The organism is Peribacillus sp. NPDC056705 (assembly GCF_043656335.1).
This window is the reverse complement of record NZ_JBHTYI010000016.1, coordinates 55298-76893: the sequence shown is the minus strand read 5'-3', so window position 1 is coordinate 76893 and position 21596 is coordinate 55298. Positions and strand designations below refer to the sequence as shown.

Genomic DNA, 21596 nt, shown 5'->3' with positions numbered 1-21596 from the left:
CTTTATACATTAGTCCGTGCTTGTACCTGTGCTGCCTTTGCCATTGGGTGGTGCAGCCAGCATGCGGCTGTCTGACCTTCTTCCACTACTTCAAGCTCCGGATCATGGTCTTTGCACACTTTCATTGCTGATTCACATCTTGGATAAAACGGGCACCCTTTTGGCGGATCCAATAAATCCGGTGGTGATCCGATAATCGGGACCAACGGAGCCGTTTTTTCCATATCGAGCCTTGGCACCGTTTTAAGCAGGCCTCTTGTATATGGATGCTGCGGGCTTGAAAATATAGCTTCTACCGCCCCCGTCTCCACGACCTTGCCTGCATACATGACGACTACCCGTTCACATGTTTCCGCAACCACACCTAAATCATGAGTGATTAAAATGATGGAAGTATCCATTCTTCGTTGGATATCTTTCATCAGTTCCAAAATTTGCGCTTGTATCGTTACATCCAATGCTGTTGTAGGCTCATCGGCAATCAGCAATTTCGGTTCACAAGCAAGGGCCATTGCGATCATCGCCCTTTGGCGCATACCACCTGAAAACTCATGCGGATATTGCTGCATCCTTTTTTCCGGCTGAGGTATACCTACCAGTTTGAGCGTTTCCAACGCCCGTTCATATGCATCATTTCGGGTCATGTTTTTATTATGCTTTAAAATACCTTCCATGATCTGGCTGCCGATTTTTGTCGTTGGATTGAGCGAAGTCATCGGATCCTGGAAAATCATGCTGATTTCATTTCCGCGAATCTTCTGCATTTCCTTTTCACTTATTTTCAGCAGGTCCTTACCGCCAAAGTTAATCGACCCTTTTCCATACTCTGTTGGAGGTGTTTCCAATAATCTCATGATAGATTTCGCTGTAACACTTTTGCCGCATCCGGACTCCCCAACAATGGCAACGGCTTCCCCTTTTTTCACATCAAAGTTCACGCCGCGAACCGCTTGCACTTTTCCTGCATAAGTATGGAAGGTGATGTGTAAATCATTGACTTCTAATAGGTTCTCCATCATCGTCCCTCCTATTCTAGTAATATCAAATCTTTATGTTAGGACTCATTTATTTCCGAAGTTTTGGATCCAGGGCATCCTGCAATCCGTCACCAGCCACATTGAACGCGAACATGGTTAAGGAAATCAATATTGCAGGAATTAAAAGTTGATAGAAGTTTCCTACCAGAATGCTTCCCAGGGCATCACTTGTCAATGTTCCCCAGCTTGCCTGAGGTGCTGGCACTCCCAATCCCAAAAAGCTAAGTGTAGCTTCGGCAAAAATAGCAGTAGGTACAGTCAACGTTAAATTGACAAGGATCGGTCCCATTGTATTTGGAATCATATGTTTTCTTAAAGTCCAGCTCGTGTTGGCTCCAGAGATGGTTGCGGCATGGATATATTCATTCTCTTTAAGTTGTAATACCTGTCCGCGTACAAGTCGAGCCATCGGAATCCACCCCGTAATCGACATCGCAATGATGATCGGCAGAATACCAGGTTTTAATACGACCATCATTAAGATAACCATCAATAAGTATGGGATCGCATAGATCACCTCGGCAAACCGCATCATGATATTATCTGTGCGCCCACCGCGAATGGCTGAAATCCCGCCATAAAGGACACCAATTAAAAAGTCTATCAGCGCTGCCATCAATCCAATGAACAAGGATATCCTCGCACCATACCAAGCTCGCGTAAATAGATCCCTTCCTGATGAATCCGTTCCAAACCAATGCTCGCTATTTGGGCTAAGATTCTTTTTCTCGAAATCTTGACCATAATAAGTATATCCGTTAATATACGGACCAAAAATCGCCATCAAGACCAAGAGGACTATAAGAACAAGTCCCGTCATCGCCAGCTTATTTTCTTTAAACCGACGCCAGACGTCAGACCAATATGAAACTGTAGGTCTGGCTATTTTTTCAGCTTCCTTAAAGTTGTCTTCTGCGGGTTGGAACATATCTTCGGTTAAATGCACTTTATCTGCCATTATTTCTTCTCCCCCGTCACTTTAATTCTAGGATCAATCAACGTATAGGCTATATCAACAATGAATATCAATAGGATAAGCACAGCACTATACACAATTGTGGAACCAAGAATGACCGGGTAGTCTCTGTTGGATATTCCCTTTACGAACATATCTCCCATGCCCGGAATACCAAAAATACGTTCAATGATGAAGCTTCCTGTCACGATATTAGCCGTAAGGATGCCCAGAATCGTTATAATCGGCAATAACGCATTCCGAATCGCATGTTTGATTATGACACCGCTCCGTTTCAATCCTTTGGCCTTAGCTGTCAAAATGTAATCCTGCCCCATTACTTCAAGCATGCTTGTCCGCATCAATCTCGCGATGAAAGCAAGCGGCATCATCGAAAGGGCAATGGAAGGTAAAATGGTATGCTGCCATGTCGCCCATGTAGCTACAGGGAATATGTTCCACTTTATCGCAAAATAATTGATTAAAATAGTCGCCAGGATAAAGTTAGGAACTGAGATTCCTACGATGGCAATGACCATTGATAAATAGTCGGGCCATTTATTTCTTTTCAGCGAAGCCACTACACCCAAAATCAGCCCAAAGAAGATGGCAATCACCAATGCTTGTGCCCCTAAGTGCAAGGACACTGGAAATCCCTTCAAAATGTAATCATTCACAGAAATCGATGAGGATTTCAATGAAGGACCAAAATCAAATTGAACGACTTCCAATAAATAATTCCCATATTGGGTCAACAACGGCTTGTCCAATCCATAGTGGACTTGAAGGTTTTCATAAACAGCAGGAGGCATAGCTCCTTCTTTCGCAAATGGATTTCCCGGAATCGTATGCATTATGATGAACGTTAATGTAATAACTGCCCACAAAGTAATAATCGCCCATTTAAAACGGTTTAATGTATATCTCAACATGGTAATCACCCCAATCATCGATTTTCTAAGGAGTTGAAAACGGAAATGAATTCATGAAATATTCAAATTCGCAATTGAAAAATGGGGTATGTCCTTAATCGGACATACCTCCCATTTCACTTTTATCACTCTCTTACTTTTTATCCGCGTAAATAAAGTTCGGATAAGCGTTAATCGGAGCATAGACTCCAGTAACATTCGATTTAACCATATATGGTTTTGTATAGAAGTAAACCGGAAGGATCGGCATTTCTTCAATCAGAACTTCCTCTGCTTTATGTAAAGCAGCCATACGCTCTTTTGGTTCCATTGTAGATTTTGCCTTTTTTAATAAACTATCATATTCTTTGTTGGACCAACCTGCATCATTATAAGCTCCGTCAGTTTCCCAAAGCATGAAGGTCATCGGATCAACATAGTCACCAACCCATCCTGCACGGGAAATTTCGAAGTCGCCGGCTTTTTCACGATCTAGCTTAACTTGGAATTCTGCATTTTCAAGTGTCACTTCAACACCTAGGTTATCACGCCACATCCCTTGAACGGCTTCAGCAATTTTCTTATGGGAATCTAATGTGTTATACAAAATTGAAAACTTAGGTAATTCTTTCATGCCTTCTTCAGCAAGACCTTCTTTTAACAATTTCTTTGCTTCAGCTACGTTTTCCTTAAACAGGTCGCCTGTATTTTCCTGGAAATCACCAGTTGCGTCAGGAATTCCCGGAGGGATTACACCAAATGCAGGCTTTTGACCGCCTTGAGCAACATTTTCGGTAATTTTTTTACGTTCGATAGCCATCGAAAGCGCTTTCCTGACCTTCGCATTGTTGAAAGGTTTTACTTTCGTATTGAAGTTGTAATAGTAAACAGCAAGTTCTGCGCCGTTTTTGAATTCTTTGTCACCGGAGTTAACCAATTGACCTTGCACGTCCACTGGCAGTGGATAAGCAATATCCAATTCGCCACTCTGATACATTTGCCATGCTGTATTTTCATCTTCAATTAGAGCAAAGTTAACCGCATCCAATTTGATTTTATCTTTATCGTAGTAATTTTCATTCTTTTCGATTTTCAGGCTTTCTTTATGTTTCCATTCCGTTAATTTGAACGGACCGTTCGAAACGTGTGTCTTTGCATCCAAAGCCCATTTTGGATTTTCTTCCTGCACCTTTTTATCGATTGGATAGAAAGTATAGAAAGAAGTCAAGTCAAGGAAGTATGGTGTAGGCTGTTCCAAAGTGACCACTAACGTATGTTCGTCTGTCGCTTTTACTCCTACGTCCTCTTCCTTCCCTTTCTTACTGTTGTATGCTTCCCCGCCTTTAAGATAATAAAGTTGGTAGGCATAATCAGCAGCTGTTTCCGGTTTCAAAGCATATTTCCAAGCATATTCGAAGTCAGTCGCTGTAAGCGGATCTCCATTTGACCATTTCAAACCATCTTTCAATTTGAATGTCCAAGTTAATCCATCTTCACTGATTTCCCATGATTCCGCAGAACCAGGTACGATTTTGCCCTCTTCCGTTTTCTTCGTCAGTCCCTCAAACGTATGTTCAAGGATCCATGATTCATGAGTACCTTGCGCATTGGCAGGGTGAAGCGAACCAGGTTCACTTGAGTTGTTTACGTTTAATACTTTTGATCCGGATGAGTCACCCGAGCCGCCTTCCTTTTCATTCGAAGTTTCCTTCGAACCGCCGTTGCATGCCGCAAGCATTAGCATGATGGCCATAAGAAGAGCAAGCACTGAAAATTTAGACTTTTTCAAAAAATATTCCCCCTATCTTTATTCTTTCTTAGAATATTCCCATTTAAGAGATTATCCTTCTAGCACCTATTAATCTTCCGTATAGTACATAATAATGTCAGCGAGGAAAGTTAGAAGCATTCATGGCAGGAATCCACAAAAAACAACTAGCGAACCGTTTGCATAAATCCATATTTCTCCCTAAAAAAGCATTAATGCAGTTTACTAGTGAAAAAATCAGCCTCTTTTCAACCTCGCTAAGGGTACTATACCTCGAATTAAAGATGTTGAATTTTAAGTATATTACGAATAAATCAAAAAATCAATAAACCGATGAGTACTTTTTCACAAGATAGTATTTATTCGCTAATCAATTCGATCTAGATACTAGGTAAATAGGAATGATAAGTAAAAAGACTGCCGACTTGCAGTATTTTTCCAAACACATTTATACCAGTATTCATATAAGTTCGCTCGTCTACTCTTTTCTAAATATTCTAATAACTAAAGCCAGGTCGGTTGCTAAGGCCACGTTCCTAGCAAACCATTTACTAACAAACATTAAACTTTAGTAGAATAACATTTTTTCTCAAAATAATATTCAGGTCTTTTCAATCACACCCCAAATAATGGATAATAACTATGTAGGAATAGAGATATTCTTTCAGTTCCTCACCTAAAAGTACGCGTCAAATCCAATGATAATGACCCTTCTTCATTTATGATTAAATAAATATAATGACACGAAAAGCAAACAAATGCCTGTCACCTTTTTCACATCCAATGGGATCCGTACGCCTCCAAATAAACCGAAATGGTCAATGACTGCCCCAATCAGTATCTGGCCTGCGATAACCCCGGCCAATGCTGGTGCCACTCCAATCTGAGGGACGACCAATACCATCACAATGACATAAATAGCCCCTAAGAGTCCGCCTATCAATTGCCATTTTGGAACAGAAGCGATGGCAGATATGTTTCCATTTCCCGCGAACAAAACAATAAATAATAAAGCGAGTGTCCCGATTCCAAAAGATATGAAAGAGGCTTCAATGACTCCCACTTTTTTCCCTAGCCCACCATTGATTTGACCTTGTATGGCAATGGTGATTCCGCCTAGGACCGCAAGCAACGGAAATAATATCTTCACAATGATTTTGCTCCTTTTTATGTCCATCCGGACTGATTAATGAATCTTTATTCTAATTTTAACATGAAAAATATGTATATTGTCCTTTAGTGATATAAATTGATTCTAGCGGGAGAGAAATCACACAAATAAAAACTGGCCCTATTGGCCAGCTGCAATGTTCTACTACTAAACTATAATCTATTTGATTCCTGAATAATTTGTTGTCTTAACTGGCAATACTCTGAGCTTAACAAGGAAAATACCAGTGCATCATGCGATTTAGCCCGAAGAAATAGATAACTTCGAAGGGTGCCTTCCTCTTTAAAACCAAATTTCTTCAATAGGTTTCTGGATGCAATATTATCCTTGAAAGTTAATGCCGCAATTCTGTTTAGTCCCAATTCTTCAAAGCAATACCGCAATACTTCGTTAACGGCTTCAGACGTAAAATGATTCCTCCAATATTCGGGATGGATTTCATATCCTATTTCGGCCCGTTTGTTCGCAAGGCTCAATTGGTTCAGGCCAACAGTTCCGATGAATTTGCCTGAATCCTTTAAAATGACTCCCCACCTCAGCCCACGTTTGTTTATATAAGCACTTTTAAACGAGTCGATTAAGCGGCGGGCATCTTCAACTCGGGTTAAACTTTCTATTCCATCATATTTGGTCACTTCATCTTTAGAGAGAATTTCAAACAGACTCTCAGCATGATGGTGACCTATTTCGATTAAACGCAGCCTTTCTGTGTCCAATTCCTTTAACCACATCGAAGTATCCCCCCGGTATATTCAGCTGTCTACTTTATTCTATTCTTGAAGAGAAGATACCTGGCTTAGTGGACAATACTTTTTGAAAAATTCCTTTCCTTAACATACAATGCCGAGTGCTCATGCCCTCCCCTTGTAATCAAATCCCTGATGATTTGGGAGAGGATGACACTATAAACCGTCCCATTACCGCCATAACCTAATAAGAAATAACAATTAGGATGGTTAGGATATATTCCTATTGTCGGTAAACCATCATGGGTCTCACCAAAAAAAGCTCCCCAATAATAATCAGCCCTGACCCGATTCTCTAATTCTGGAAACAAATTGATAAGCTGCTTCAATAATTTATCTCTTTTGTTCAAAATCATTGAATCCCTCTTCTCCAGATAATCGATAGATTCATCAAGACCTCCAATGATAATTCGGTTGTCAGGAGTTTTTCTTGTATATAAATAAGGCCGTGCCGTTTCCCAGATCATCATATTATCATGCCATTTAGCTCGATCGGCTATTTGATTTGTTGTGATGGCATATGAACTGAGGATCACTGCATTTTTATCCTTCACTTCTTCTTGGGCTTCATACCCAGTTGCGAAGATGACCGCCTGTGCATGTATCGTGTGTCCGGTTTCGGTAAATAACTGGGTTTGATTCTCTTTTAATATCTTCCCATTGATTTTCGTTTTTGAATAGACACGTACGCCTTTCGAAAATGCCTTTTCAATCAATAAATGAGCATGTTTATAAGGATTGATTTCGGCATCATTACCTGTAACCAGCGCTCCTTCTTTTGAAAACGAAAATTTACGGCCAAGTTCTTTTTCAGTATAATATTCAACAGGGAAATTACGGGATTTAAGATTACTATATTCTTCTTTAAGCTTGGAAACATCCTCTGGATTGGATGCATAGTACAAGCTTTTTCTAATTTTAAAATCTGGATTTTCCTTTAAACTTGGAACAACCTCTTTCTCAAGGGTCCGAATGGCGTCCAAACAAAGCTGAACATGTCGTGTCCCCGCTTCTTCTCCAAAACTATGGATGAGGGAAGTTAATGATTTATCATTTGAATACTGTAAAAGTCCAGTATTCGCAAGCGTACTTCCTTCACTTATATCCCGTTTATCGATAAGGACGACATTCAGACCCGTCTCTGCCAAAAAATAGGCACAGTGCGCCCCCGATGAACCACTCCCTACTATACAAACATCACATGAAAGATCCTCTTCCAAAATTGGATATTTTCTAGCTTCAAATGTATCTTTCCAAAACATTTTCCCTGCCTTTAAATCCATACAAGCTCCACCCTTAGGATAATTTATTAGTTCCATATAACTATATCGTTTTGATGCTATTATTATTTACCCTGACAAACATGGCCTGCAAACGTAAAATGATTCTTTTTCTACATGAAATAATTCTTCCAATTTATCAAAAAGCCCTATGATTTTGGTTACTCTTAACACACTTCCGGGTTATATGGACCCTTAACCTCAGCTTCCCATTCGATACCTTTTTCCCATTCCAGTAAGGAATGTTAATGAGCTAATTTTACACAAAACTATTTTTATAGCATACTATACTTCCAATCCAGATATTCTACTAGGAGGAATCAAAATGAAGAAAATCATCCTTTTATCAGCACTGTCGCTATCCCTATTAGCTCCAAAAGTTGCTCTGGGTGCCAATACTTACGAGGTGGCAAAAGGAGATACCTTAACGAAAATCGCTACTGAATATGATGTCAGCATTGACGAATTACTTAAAACGAACTCTGCTATAAACGATGCAAACCAAATTCGAATCGGACAAATCATAAATCTTCCCGCTACCAACACCACAGTTAATCGAGAAGAAAGTCAATCAGTTGAACAGCAGGTCCTTAGTTTAGTGAACGAAGAACGGTTAAAACGGGGCCTCCCTTCCCTTAAAATGGATACATCCATTTCTCACGTAGCAATTCTGAAATCCGAGGATATGCGAGATAGTAATTATTTCAATCATACAAGCCCCAGATATGGATCGCCTTTCGAAATGATGAAATCCTTTGGGATTAGTTACAAGTACGCAGGGGAAAATATCGCAGCAGGTCAACCTAGTGCGGATGCTGTCATGAAATCATGGATGAACAGCCCTGGACATAAGGCCAATATTCTGAACAAGAACTATACACATATTGGAATTGGGCATGTGACAGGAGGGAAATACACCCACTATTGGACCCAGCAATTCATTGGAAATTAAAAACGTTAGAGGCGGCAGATTGCCGCCTCCTTTTTTTATCCTTATATTCCAAATCTAAAACTTGCTATTATCCTTTATTAGAAACTCCAAGCAAAACATGCGGGAACCTTTCACTTTATTTAGAAAAGAAGTCTTGCAGTTTTCACTTCAAAAAAATGTCATTCCAGAACATATGTAAAGTAGTTATATCATACTATCTTTCAATTATCGTACTTATAAAAATAAAATTATGTTAAAATAGAATTCAGACATAGGTACAAAGGGGCAATTGTAATGAAAATAGAGGTTGGCTCTGTTATCAACGAATTACGAATAAAACAAAATCTTACAAGAGAAGAACTGGCTAAGGATATATGTGAACCTAATGCCCTGTCAGATTATGAAAGAAGCATCACTTCTCCAACCATTGATGAATTGGCACTTTTTGCGGTTAAGCTTAAAGTTGACCTGCCGTATTTCTTCACCACCAAAAATGAACCGATTTATAATTACATAGAAACCATTAAACTTTTGATTAACAAATACAAACGCACACGTAATTATGAAGCAATTTATGAAATCGTCCAAAAAGAAATGGCAACTGCACCGGAAAAATCGATATCGTTTTATCAATTCTTGAAATGGCAGGAAGGTATCTCTTTTTTTTATTTGTACAATGACAAACAAAGGGCTATAGAATTATTGAATGAGGCCATTCAGATTACCATGGGGAAACGGGTCATTCTTCATCAACAGGAGATAGAAGTTTTAAATAGTATCGGAATTATCCATTTTAAAACGAAGAATTATGAAGAGGCCATCAACATCTTCAATGAAGCACTGGAGTTTATCGAGAATATTCCCCATGTGAATCAAGAAGGCACTATTATCTTGAAGATCATTCATGGATTGGCACAAACATTGACTGAACTTCATTATTATCAGGAATCATTAAATTATACCCTTAAAGGGATCAACATTTGTAATTCGATAGAATCATTATATTTATATGCGGAACTCCATCTTTTAACTGGTAAGAATCTTGTTCATCTTCAACAACCTGAAAAAGGACTGCACTTTTTAGAACAATCCAAGAATCTTTTCAGTCTTCAAAAAAACGAAGAATTCATACGAATTGCCGAACATGAATTGGAAAGCATATTGCAATTCTTATGAACTTCTATGGATAAAAAAAGATAGAGATTGCTTTGAAAAAAGCAATACTCTATCTTTTTTTTAGCATTGTTTATCCTCACTTACTCTACCAATTTTCAGAATGCTACTTTAAAACAATCATTACACTTTCAATAGCTATCCTAATTCAGCTATAATAAAAGAATGTAACCCAACTGGAGGAAAAAAAATGTCTAATAGATTAGGTTTAGTGCTTGACGTAGAAACAACTGGTTTACGTCCCTCTTCAGATGAAATTATCGAGCTTGCTCTTATACTCTTTACATACAGCAGTGAAACAGGGGAAATTATTAATCTTATTGATCAGGAATCATTTTTAAGGGAGCCCCTCTCCTTTGGAGCAAGAAGGAATTATGATCAAGCGTATAGAGTTCATGGAATTCCATACAGTTCCGTAGAAGGAAAAAGTTTTCATGATGAAAAAGTTAAATCCTTCATTTCGCGTACCGATTCTATTTTCGCACATAATGCTTCTTTCGATAGAAGTTTTCTTTACCAAATGTATCCGGAAATCAATGATCAGAAATGGTTCTGTACGATGCGGAATGTACCTTGGAAGCAATACGGATTTGAGAATGGTAAACTCTTAACATTATTGCAGGCACATAATATTACGAATTTCCAAACACACAGGGCTATGGACGATATATCTTACCTAATGGAACTAATGAGAAAACCAGGACCTTCTGGCCATCCTTATTTAAAGGAAGTCATTGCAAAAAATCCAATGAAGAAATATGCACCTGCTTCTCAAAAGACAAGGGTATAGCTGATTGCATAATTACTTCATTGTTTAGGCGCACCAAACAAAATAACGTTTTTATTGCAAATTGCCCTTTCCACGAGAACAGGAATGCATTACTTTACGATGGGTGTTATTTTAGGGGCACTTTTATTTCCCTGCATTTCACTTATTACCTGATATTTATCAAAAAACAGCGACCCGTCATGGGTCGCTGTTTTTTTGATCATTATACAGTTGCTTCTTCCTGTTTTTCATTTAATGCGCCGTTCAATTTCTTATACCGATAAATAAAGTAAAGAAGTGATAATATTAATGCCACAACGAGGAATATTGCTAATATGCCAAGATTATGCCACATGAAGCTATAATCTCCAGTTGAGATGACTGCACGGAAAGCATTAATAGAATATGTCATCGGTAAGAACGGTGTGAATCCTTGCAGGAAGCCAGGAACTAATTCATTCGGGAATGTTCCGCCACTGCTGGTCAGTTGAAGAATCAAAATCAATAATGCTATGAACCGGCCAGGATTGTCAAAGGCCGAACCCAGGAACTGAATGATTGCCATGAATGTACAGCTAGCAAGAATGCTTACTGCAAAAAATAGCGGCAGGCTCGTAACATTGATTCCAAGACCTAAAATTAAAATCGAATCCACCATTATGGCTTGGCAGATTCCTATGAGTGCCATGACGCTGTATTTACTAATAAACCAGCTAAATCCACTCGCGGGTTTTACAGCAGGATCTTTTAACGGGAAAATGATCGTCAGAACGATAGCCCCGATAAATAAACTTAATGAAATTAAATATGGTGCAAAACTAGTGCCATAGTTCGGGACATCATTAATTGGTAATTTATCCACTTTAACTGGGCTTGCAAACATGTCATATACTTCATCATTGGACTTTATCTTGCCTGCTTCGTCTGCCCCATCACTTAATTCGTCATGTAATTCTGCAGATCCATCTGAAAGTTTGGCGATTCCATCTTGTAACTTAATGGCTCCATTCGCCAGTTCTCCCATTCCGCTAGTAAGGCTGGATGAACCCTCCTTCAACTTATCCGTTCCTCTAACCAGACCTTTCGAACCTTCGGAAAGCTGTGAGGTTCCACTTGATAATTGCTTGGAGCCATCTTCAAGCTGATCAAGTCCGCTTACCAAGTTATTGCTGCCTTCGGTTAACTGTCCAAGCCCACTTTGTGCAGAATCTATACTATCACCAAATGTTGTCAAGCCAGATACCAATTGACCTTGACCATTTTTCAGTTCATTCGCTCCATTGGCGAGTTTATCCTGAGCTTGCTTCAATTGAGTGAAACCGCCGCTTATTGCACTTGTGCCTTCACCTAACTGATTAGCTCCAGCACTAAGACTATTTGAGCCCTTAGCAATTTCAGTTGCACTTGCCGATAGTTTACCTACTCCTTCAGATACTCCTTTACTACCTTCACTGATGCGGGTTAGAGAAGTGATCACTTCTTCCAAACGCGCTTTCTCTGCAGGATCATCCGTAGCTTCAGATTGTTGCTTCAATCCGGAAATAACCTCATCCAAACCTGCCGAAACTTCAGATGCCCCAGCTTTTGCTTCGTTCGATGCTGCACTCCATTCAGATAATGAACCTGAAAGTTGGGAAGCTCCAGCAGCTACACCATTTGCTCCCTCTGTCAAAGCGGGCAGCTTTTCGTCGATTTGATTGAAGCCCTCTAAAGACTGTTGCAGGCCAGAGGCCAATTCACCAGTACCCGCTTCAGATTTCTTGGCTCCTTTCAAAAGCTCGGATTGCCCATCCTTCATTTGTCCAACACCAGAGCTAAACTGTTGTAACCCTTGATTGAGTTCTTTTGATCCTGCGGCTGCCGAACCGACCCCATTCGAAAAGGTCAATGATTTTTCAGCTAATTTTTCCAGGTTTTCATGGATTTCGACAGAACCTGAATGAAGGGAATCAATTCCTTCATCGACTTTTTTGGAACCATCTTTAGCAGAGTTAATTCCTTCACCAAGTTCATTTGATCCGTTCTTCACTGTATCTGTTCCATCTTTCAATTCTCCAGCTCCATCACTGGCACTTTTGAGTCCGTCAGCCATTTCGTTCAGATTATCGAACATTGACTCCGCATAGGTTTTCGTAACGGCTGACGAAACCTCCCCTTTAATTCTCTCCGAAGCTGCGTCACCTATTTTTGTGGATATATAGTTGAACCCTTCATTGGACGTATAAATTAAATCAAGTTTTTCCGGATTGTCCTCCTGTAAGGTCGTTGCATTTTTGGAGAAGTTCTTCGGGATTTCTATTTTCATGTAATAATCTTGTTTTTTCAGGCCTTCATTTGCTTCTTTTTGACTGACAAAATGCCAATCGAAATCCTTCTTTTCCTTTAACTCCTTGACTAAATCTTTTCCTATTGTAAGTTCCGATTCATTGAACTCCGCACCCTCATCCATATTGACAATGGCAACAGGCAATTGGTCCACCTTCCCATATGGATCCCAAAATGCCCACAGGAAAGTGCCGCTGTATAATAAGGGAATCAGTATGATCCCTATTATGGAAATGAGTATCATAGGATGTTTTATTATGGCTAAAAATTCACCCTTTAAAGATTTTAACACGCCTACCAAGCCCTCCTCTACGACGAATTTGCCGTTTATTTAATCTATCTCGGTGAAAAACGGATTGAAAAATACATATTTAACTCATTTGCTTCTGCAATATATATTTAAAATTCACTATCTTAATCTTTAATATATATTTACTTTTCACGCAAACAATAACTAATGACTATATTGTTCATTCGGTCATTATCACGAAAATAATATAACATTTTTCCATTCTTTTATCAATATTTTTTCACTGCCTTACATCCTATATCTACTATTTATAACTTTATATCCTGTTTTAAATTGCCTCTTAACTGATTAAGACCTTAGCATCGGCTGATAAAATCCCCTCTATTTTTCATGGCAAAAAAGGGCATCCATTTTGGATACCCTTTTAATAAGGTATATAAACATAATTAAATGAAGCGCTTACAAATCATTTTGAAATAATGCCTTTTAATTTTTCCGCCTGTCCGTTCAGTTTCTTTAAGGATTGCTGATATTCTTTTTCTAATTGTTTTATGATGCCTGCGGCTGTATCTATTTTTTTAATCGCCCCCACACCATGACCCGCTGACCAAATATCACGCCACGCTTTAGATTCAGATGTTTTGGACATGCTGTCAAAATCGACTTTTTCTTTTTTGGCTAATTGTTCTGGGTCCAATCCTTCCTTTCTGATGCTCGGTTTCAGCATATTACAATTAACTCCTGAAAATGCATCAGTCAAGATGATGTCATCATGATCAGAATCGACAAGCATTTCACGATAATCATCATTGGCCCTGCTCTCTTTCGCCACGATAAAACGAGTACCCATATATGCAAGATCCGCTCCTGCAGCCTGAGCTGCCAAGATACTGTGGCCAGTACTGATGGATCCGGCAAGCAAAATGATTCCGTCCCAGAATGTTCTTACGCTGTCCACGAAAGCAAAGCTATTTATTTCACCAGCATGACCACCGGCTCCCGCAGCAACCAAGATCAATCCGTCCACACCTGACTCCGCAGCTTTTTTTGCAAAATCCACGGAGCTGACATCCGAAAAGACCAACCCGCCATAGCTATGTACGACATCAACCACATGTTTTGGTGAACCTAATGATGTAATGACGATGGGAGGCTGATGCTTTTTGACCAATTCCAACTCTTCTTCAAGACGGCTATATGTACGGTGGACAACCATATTCATTGCCCATGGAGCAATCTTTGAGCCAGGTTCTTTATCCTTTGCTGCAATCAATGTATCGTTTATATCACTCATCCATTGATCCAACACCTCAATCGGCCGCGCATTCGGTGCTGGAAAAGAGCCGATCACCCCATTCAAGCAGCATTCTTTCACTAACTCAGGACCGGATATTAAAAACATAGGTGCTGAGATAACTGGTAAAGATAATTGATTCCACCACTGTTCAGGCAAACTTCTTGTCATTTATGAAACCTCCCATTTTAGTATATTACCAAAATATAACACTACAAGATTATCATACTTCTAAAATACACAATTTTCAAGAAATTAATTCAGCTGCTGAATTAACTTGTCATGGAACGCCATCTCAATAAAAAAACTGTATATGGAATACATTCCATATACAGTTTCGATTCAATTTGAAAGCGCCCATTTACGAATGGCCTTGGCCACACCATCTTCATCGTTTGTTGCTGTAACCCAATCTGCCTTTTCTTTCACAATTTCTTGGGCGTTTCCCATAGCCACACCCACTTTTGCATCAGAAATCATTGCAAGGTCGTTAAGGCTGTCACCTACAGCCATAACATTATCCATCGTAATATCGAGCAATGAACATACGAGCTTGATCGCTTTCGCTTTATTAACGCCCATGGCATTCACTTCAATATTCGTTGGGCTGGAATTGCTTATTTCAAAGTTTCCTTTTGATACCAGTTCATCCATGATGATTTGGCGGATATCATCATCAGTTGTATCAAAACCGAATTTAAGCCATTGAGAATCATGGATTTTTTCAGGCATTTCAGCCCTGTATATATTATCGCAACTAATCGCCCAAAAATGTGTACCGTGTTTTTGGCTTAATTCCCACATCCATTGTATGGACTCACTATCGACGATATTCCTTTCCACCAGTTTTCCTTGATTATCGTATATTTCGCTTCCGTTTACGGTAATGAGGTATGATTGGAGTTCCATCGACTTTGCAAAATCACTGCATGTCGCGTAGGATCTCCCTGTGCTCAACACAACAAAAATCCCTTGATTTTCTGCTTCTTTTATCGCTCTCCGATTTTCTTTTGATATCTCCCCATCCTTATTGAGAAGCGTTCCATCCATATCAAGTGCAACCAGTTTAATATCTTGTTCCTTCATTCTTATTCACCCTCCCAATTCCTTCTTTATGTAACTAAGTCCATGATAGCTTATAATGCATTCGTCAGGAAAGTACGTGAATATTTGAACAGGCATTCCATTCGTTTCATGATTTTTATTATCATCCAAATATCTTTATCCGGCCACTTTATATTCTGCCATTCTAAACATCCTCTACTCCCTTTCTTTTTTCATTTCATTCAATTCTTTTTTTAGCTGACCTTCCCATTTTGGGATACCATCATTTTCATCAAATTCTATAATGACATCCGTAACTCCTCTTTCCTTGAATATCTCATTAAACAAACGATCCTTAATGTCATCCGCTTGGGCGATTGAAATATGGGGATCAAGTTCAACTTCAAGTTCAACATGAAAGTCTTCCCCTTCTTTTATTACGGCAAGTTTCTGTATATCCCTTACGTCTGGGTCATCCATGACCATAGTTCCAATTTTTTGTCGCATTTCAATATCGGCTTCCCCAAGAGCACCTGCAGCATTATCAAGAAATACCCTACCAACCACATAGAACATCCCGAGACCGATCATGACGGAAGCAACGCCTTCAGCTTGGATGAAGGGCGTGAAGTTTGCTAATAAAATGGCAATTATCGCTAGTACCCCACCACCGGTTGCTACCATATCTTCCATGAATACTAATTTTGTCGCGGGTTTTGCTCTTTTTAAACCAGCGAAGCTCTTAAATATGACGGCTGCTCCTTTAGCTTCGATTCCAGTCTCATGCACCACTTCTTTCATCGCTTTAAATAATACATATGATTCCAACACAACCGCTAACGAAAGGACAGACAAGTTAATAAGGATACCCGTTGATTCTACAGGGTGCAAAATGTGATGGAACCCTTCTTTAATCGTTTCATAAGACATGATCCCGACAACCAACACCGCCCCTAATAATACGAGGTTAACCAAGCGTCCAAAACCATCAGGGAATCGATCAGTTGGTGACTTTTTACTTAGTGCAGATCCAATAAATACGAAAAACTGATTCGCAGCATCGCCCAAAGTATGTAAAGTTTCAGCAAACATGGCTACATTGCCTGTCATGAAATAAGCGATCCCCTTTAGCACAGCGATGATACTATTCACACAGGCAGCAATGAAAGCCGATTTATTACCTTGTTTTAATAACCGAAATAACTCTTTCACATAAAAACCCCCCTTATATTATTATAAATCCATTATCATAATGTATTATCCCCAACACTGGAAAATATGAAACCACATAAGCCAAACCCTTATCTATACGATTGGTAATGGCCATGAGTTGTAACTCCCAAAAACCAATATATTCCAGGAATGGACCCATCTATTCTAAATAAGTTCACATGAATGCATTCATTTCTATTGAAAACTGATTAAAGCAACAAAAAAGGGAGTAAGCGGCGGCTTACTCCCTTTCGCAAGAACTTCTGCGTTAAGCTTACATCTCTTGTTTCACTAACTTAGATGGATTATTGACTTTATATAGTATTTCTTTATTGTATTTTTTGTCGACCACTTTTCCATCAAATTCGATTGCGTCCCCTTCTTCTAGCTCAGCTTTTTTTAATGTCTTGCTATATCCACACCAAGCATCGCCGATAGTCAATGCAGGCTCCGTTGTCACTTTGACATTCTCCAAGAGTATGACTTCATCTTCTTCACCAGTGAAATGGTTCATTTTCGCCGTAAACTCCTTGACTGTTGCGGTGAAATGCACTTTTTCCCCAGGTAAGTCCAATTTAGGTTTTGCAGTCGTCTTTTTAGTTTTGGTTTTTGCTTTTTTGGGTTCTGCACTTAGCTGATCGAAGTTTTCCGTAATTGGTGCTTCCATCACCTGCACAGTTTCACTTGAATCTGCGGATGTTTCTAAAACCGGCCCACTCAACAATTCTTTTCCGAAACTGTTGCTTTGCATTTCCTTTAAATAGGAAGGGTGAATGCAACTAAGCTTACCATTTGCAAATTCAACAACTACGGTGTCAAGGCCATTTCCATATTGTTCATAACCTGCCAATTTGACTTTAGCTTGAAAACTGCCACTTTTATATAATAGTTCTCTTTTTACCGAACGGGCAGTGAATAATTTCCATTCCATTCCTTTTGCGATATAGTCCGTATCATCTAAAAAAGGGATATATTCTCCTTTTGGTGCAATATAATGAATCAAATCTTCAGCTGAAGTTTCAGCCACAGTCACCACTCCTAATCTTTTCTATAGATTATATTCTAGCAAAGGATTTCAAAGTTGCAAATGAATGAGCATCCTGATGGGTTAATAGCAGTCACAAATTCGAACACACTTAATTATCACCCGTTAAATGAATGCAATCAATTTGGGAACCAGAAAAAAAGCTGCCCACTAAGAGCAGCCTCTTTATTTGAAAAGTCAATCATTTCTTTCTATAATCGAACAAAAAGGGCTACATAACTTACCCTTCCTTAACTTGAATTTTTTTTAGTTTTCCTTCTTGTTCAGGAGAAATTACGTTTTTCTTATGATAAAAAAGAAAGTATGACCCAATAACTAGAATCGTAAGAAGGGTTGTAAGAAAGAATTGCAATCTCATGGAAGCAATAAATGCCTGAGCAACGAATATAATAAATAATAAGGCAATCGTCGCGTAGGTTAAATAAGGGAATAGCCACATTTTCACTTTGAGTGTCCCTGGATTTTCTTTTTCCGACTTTTTCCGCAAATACAGATGGGAAAAGGCAATAAAGATATACATGATCATCGTGACTCCTCCCGAGCTGTTAGCGAGAAAAGCAAACAATTTATCAGGGGAAACAAATTTAAAGGTCGTGCACACATAAGCAAAGAAAACACTTGCCATTAACGCCCAAATCGGGATTCCCCTCTTATTCACCCGAGAAAGGATTTTCGGTGCATCGCCTTTCTTTGATAAAGAATATAACATACGAGAGCTTGTATATAGCCCTGAATTCAAAACCGAAAGCAATGAAATGAAGATTACGATATTCATGACTTGACCCGCTGCCGGGAGGCCTGCCATATCAAATACGCTGGCATAGGGGGTTTTAAGTAAATCTTCAGCCCCCTGGGGAATTACGAGAACCAAAACAGTCACTGACCCAACAAAGAAAAGAAGGAGACGCCATACAACACTGTTTATGGCTCTAATAATATTTTTTTCGGGATTTTCAGACTCCCCTGCAGCAATGGCAGCTACTTCACTTCCAGATAATGAGAAGGTAATGAATATCACACTAAGGAGGACAGGCAGAAACCCATTTGGCAAAAAGCTTCCATCCCCAGTAATGTTAGAGAGTCCTGGTGAATCGAATCCTGGAACAAATCCGAAAATCATGGCAGCGCCCAGGAAGAGGAATATTACAATGGCAGCCACTTTCATGAAAGCTAACCAGTATTCAAATTCCCCATAAGCTTTGACTGAATAGATATTCGTTACCATCATTAATATAGGGAAAGATAGACTGGCAGCCCACATAGGTATGCCAGGAAACCAATCATGAATCATAGTACCCAATAGCGTAGTTTCAATGGCAATGATGATAACCCAGTTGAACCAGTATAACCAGCCTATCGTGTATCCGGCCCAGGGACCAAATGCTTGATGTGCATATGTTGAAAAGGATCCGCTATCAGGATTCACCACAGCCATTTCACCCAGCATACGCATTATAAGCACGATCATCAATCCTGCGATTATATACGATAATATGGCACCAGGTCCTGCTGAATCAATTATTGTTCCGCTTCCGATAAATAGTCCTGCCCCAATTACCCCGCCAATAGAAATCATTGTGACATGCCTGGTCTTGAGACCATGTTTCAATTCATTTGTTTGAAGTGCCACTATTGTCACCATCCTTTAAAACTGTCAATTTACCGTTTTGTAAGCAGTAAATCACTGCTCATGGGTACCCTAGTAGAAATCTTTCATTCAAAAACAATGATTACATTCATATTCCCGTTTAGATCAATAATTTTAATGAGGCCTAATTCACAATCGGTATATGTATATTGCACAGCAAAAACTCTATTAACCGTAAGTGCTTTTCTATTTATACTCCTTTTTACTACCATCAGCCCCTCAACGAAATACACGGAAAGTACAATGATCTTTGTTGATTTTGGACTTTTCGCTTTTTGTTGAGTGAAGTCCTTTTATGTAAAATTATAGTTACCCAGCTCTATTATTTCTTTCCTCAATCTTCACCCTCTTTCATTAAAATTTTATACATATATAAATAACAGCAATATCCATGCCAAGAAAAGGATAGTTATTTTATGGGGGTTTAACGCTTTTATAAACTTAAAATGATTCATTATTGAATCGTTAACCTAATTTATGATTCATATATTAATTATTAACCCTTTTTGATCCACAATCGATTCAAAATGACAATTTTATTATTTTATTTTAAAATTTCGACACATATTTTTACTGAAAAATAACAGAAAAAAAAGATGCCAAAATCCAAATTATTATTTCTTGGCATCTTCCAAATAGATTTATTATCACTCAGAATGATTTTGATTAATACCGGCAGACCTTCCGCTATTAATCAAAGATCTATCTACAGCCTCGAAAAATATCGTTAAGAATATAATGCTCTATGTAATGTCAATATGTATTAAACCTTTATAAATTCGTTCTTAACTGCGGGGAAATGGATACTGAATGTAGTTAAACTTTCATTTGAGACACAACTCATATATCCATCATTGCTTTCAATGATCTTTTTACAGACGTATAATCCAATTCCCGTTCCTAACTCTTTCGTTGTGACAAAGGGCTCAAAAATAGATTCGATCAATTCATTGTCGATGGCCGGGCCATTATTTGAAATTCTAATTATTCTTTCATTCGCCTCATTTAAAGAGGTTATCCTCAAAATTCTTGGATGTTCCTTATCCTTTAAGGCGTCAATGGAATTTATAAAAAGATTCAAGAACACTTGTTTTAATCCATCCTTGCTCGCTGTCATGACGAAGTTTGGATAAATATCTATTTCCACATTAACACTGGCATCCACAATATTTGCATAAGTCAGTTCTTGAATTTCTTCAATTAACTTCAACACGGAAATTTCCTCTCTTTGTTCCTCATTAAAATCTGATTTAGAGGTATGGAGGAATTGGGTTATCCTGAAATTCAACTGATTTAACTCATAATCAATGATATCTAAATATTTCAAGCCCGGGTTCTCCCTTTTCAGTAATTTATTGAACCCCATGATAGCTGTAAGAGGGTTTCGGAATTCATGTACAAAGCTTGATGATATCTGACCCAGTACCGCTAATTTATCTTTGTGGTTTTCACTAATATAAGACTTTTTCTCCTCTATCACTTCATTTGTAAGATTCGTATATCTCGTTACTGCATGGTAGCTGAACGTATCAAAGTGCAAGTTGATATCATTAATGAATTTCTGCATATAATTAATTGGGATATTGACCCCAAAAAGATTTCTGATTATGATATTTCTCCCCAAATTGATATTATATAGAAAATCCCCAATGTTGATATTTGCTTCAAGTCGCTCTTTTGCAACCTGGTAAGCCAATTTTATCAGCATATCTTCAGACAATACATCCTTGAACGTTTGGATGACCAATGAGTACATCCCATAACCATTTTCTTTAATTTTATCTTTGTAGGGGTCAATTTCATTGATCTTAATAGTCTCGTTCCATTCATTTAAAAACACAGATTCTTTTTCTTCCAAATATTGAATCAATACATTTTTATACTTCTTATGTTCAGATGAAAACTCCATACTATTGACCACACATCCCCTTACGGAATTTTAGATACTCTATCAATAACATCATTCTATATGAGATTTTGATTACCTGCTCTTCATTATTCATAGTCTTTAAGGTGAAATATAGCTTATATGGAGAA

At 38.7% G+C, this 21596-nt stretch carries 17 protein-coding genes; 3 read left to right on the top strand and 14 right to left on the bottom strand.

From position 1 onward, the window contains the following. Positions 1–2: 2 nt before the first annotated feature. From ACFRAK_RS18250 to ACFRAK_RS18220, 7 genes are all read right to left on the bottom strand, one after another. Positions 3–1016, bottom strand: coding sequence for an ABC transporter ATP-binding protein (locus ACFRAK_RS18250; RefSeq protein WP_387599005.1), 1014 nt, complete (start codon positions 1014–1016; stop codon positions 3–5). Positions 1017–1065: 49 nt separating this feature from the next. After that, positions 1066–1995 (bottom strand): ABC transporter permease, encoded by a 930-nt coding sequence (locus ACFRAK_RS18245; RefSeq protein ID WP_260287535.1) that lies wholly within the window; start codon positions 1993–1995, stop codon positions 1066–1068. Then, positions 1995–2924, bottom strand: a complete 930-nt coding sequence (locus tag ACFRAK_RS18240) for an ABC transporter permease (RefSeq protein ID WP_141994689.1) — start codon at positions 2922–2924, stop codon at positions 1995–1997. Before ACFRAK_RS18240 ends, ACFRAK_RS18245 begins: the two co-directional genes overlap by 1 nt. Positions 2925–3057: 133 nt before the next feature. Next, entirely contained in the window at positions 3058–4692 is a 1635-nt protein-coding gene (locus ACFRAK_RS18235; protein WP_387599009.1) for a peptide ABC transporter substrate-binding protein, read from the bottom strand. 694 nt (positions 4693–5386) lie between these two features. Next, positions 5387–5821 carry a DMT family transporter gene (locus ACFRAK_RS18230; protein WP_192204975.1) on the bottom strand — a complete coding sequence of 145 codons (435 nt, stop codon included), beginning with the start codon at positions 5819–5821 and terminating at the stop codon, positions 5387–5389. Between the two features lie 173 nt (positions 5822–5994). Next, positions 5995–6573: a GNAT family N-acetyltransferase gene (locus tag ACFRAK_RS18225; RefSeq protein ID WP_387708166.1), complete on the bottom strand. Its 579-nt coding sequence runs from the start codon at positions 6571–6573 to the stop codon at positions 5995–5997. Between the two features lie 65 nt (positions 6574–6638). Next, positions 6639–7871 (bottom strand): NAD(P)/FAD-dependent oxidoreductase, encoded by a 1233-nt coding sequence (locus ACFRAK_RS18220; RefSeq protein ID WP_394572194.1) that lies wholly within the window; start codon positions 7869–7871, stop codon positions 6639–6641. A 322-nt stretch (positions 7872–8193) separates the two neighbouring features. Here ACFRAK_RS18220 and ACFRAK_RS18215 point away from each other — a divergent pair, with 322 nt between their 5' ends. From ACFRAK_RS18215 to ACFRAK_RS18205, 3 genes are all read left to right on the top strand, one after another. Beyond that, positions 8194–8820, top strand: a complete 627-nt coding sequence (locus ACFRAK_RS18215) for a CAP domain-containing protein (RefSeq protein ID WP_387708169.1) — start codon at positions 8194–8196, stop codon at positions 8818–8820. Between the two features lie 273 nt (positions 8821–9093). Further along, positions 9094–9975 (top strand): helix-turn-helix domain-containing protein, encoded by an 882-nt coding sequence (locus tag ACFRAK_RS18210; RefSeq protein WP_394572193.1) that lies wholly within the window; start codon positions 9094–9096, stop codon positions 9973–9975. A gap of 187 nt (positions 9976–10162) precedes the next feature. Then, the gene (locus ACFRAK_RS18205; RefSeq protein WP_394572192.1) at positions 10163–10762 is read left to right on the top strand and encodes an exonuclease domain-containing protein; all 600 of its coding nucleotides are present in this window, start codon (positions 10163–10165) and stop codon (positions 10760–10762) included. A gap of 202 nt (positions 10763–10964) precedes the next feature. Here the strand turns inward: ACFRAK_RS18205 and ACFRAK_RS18200 are convergent, their stop codons facing one another. From ACFRAK_RS18200 to ACFRAK_RS18170, 7 genes are all read right to left on the bottom strand, one after another. Beyond that, the gene (locus ACFRAK_RS18200; RefSeq protein ID WP_394572191.1) at positions 10965–13358 is read right to left on the bottom strand and encodes a YhgE/Pip family protein; all 2394 of its coding nucleotides are present in this window, start codon (positions 13356–13358) and stop codon (positions 10965–10967) included. Between the two features lie 424 nt (positions 13359–13782). Next, the gene (locus tag ACFRAK_RS18195) at positions 13783–14781 is read right to left on the bottom strand and encodes an NAD(P)H-dependent flavin oxidoreductase (protein ID WP_387599030.1); all 999 of its coding nucleotides are present in this window, start codon (positions 14779–14781) and stop codon (positions 13783–13785) included. A gap of 171 nt (positions 14782–14952) precedes the next feature. Then, on the bottom strand, positions 14953–15696 hold the full coding sequence (locus tag ACFRAK_RS18190) for a Cof-type HAD-IIB family hydrolase (RefSeq protein WP_311202584.1): 744 nt from the start codon (positions 15694–15696) through the stop codon (positions 14953–14955). A 174-nt stretch (positions 15697–15870) separates the two neighbouring features. After that, complete coding sequence (locus ACFRAK_RS18185) at positions 15871–16866, bottom strand: cation diffusion facilitator family transporter (protein ID WP_260287543.1); 996 nt, start codon at positions 16864–16866, stop codon at positions 15871–15873. A gap of 274 nt (positions 16867–17140) precedes the next feature. Beyond that, complete coding sequence (locus ACFRAK_RS18180) at positions 17141–17893, bottom strand: hypothetical protein (protein WP_387599034.1); 753 nt, start codon at positions 17891–17893, stop codon at positions 17141–17143. Between the two features lie 238 nt (positions 17894–18131). Further along, positions 18132–19550, bottom strand: coding sequence for an amino acid permease (locus tag ACFRAK_RS18175; RefSeq protein WP_387599347.1), 1419 nt, complete (start codon positions 19548–19550; stop codon positions 18132–18134). A gap of 772 nt (positions 19551–20322) precedes the next feature. After that, the gene (locus ACFRAK_RS18170; RefSeq protein ID WP_387599037.1) at positions 20323–21468 is read right to left on the bottom strand and encodes a histidine kinase N-terminal domain-containing protein; all 1146 of its coding nucleotides are present in this window, start codon (positions 21466–21468) and stop codon (positions 20323–20325) included. Positions 21469–21596: the final 128 nt, after the last annotated feature.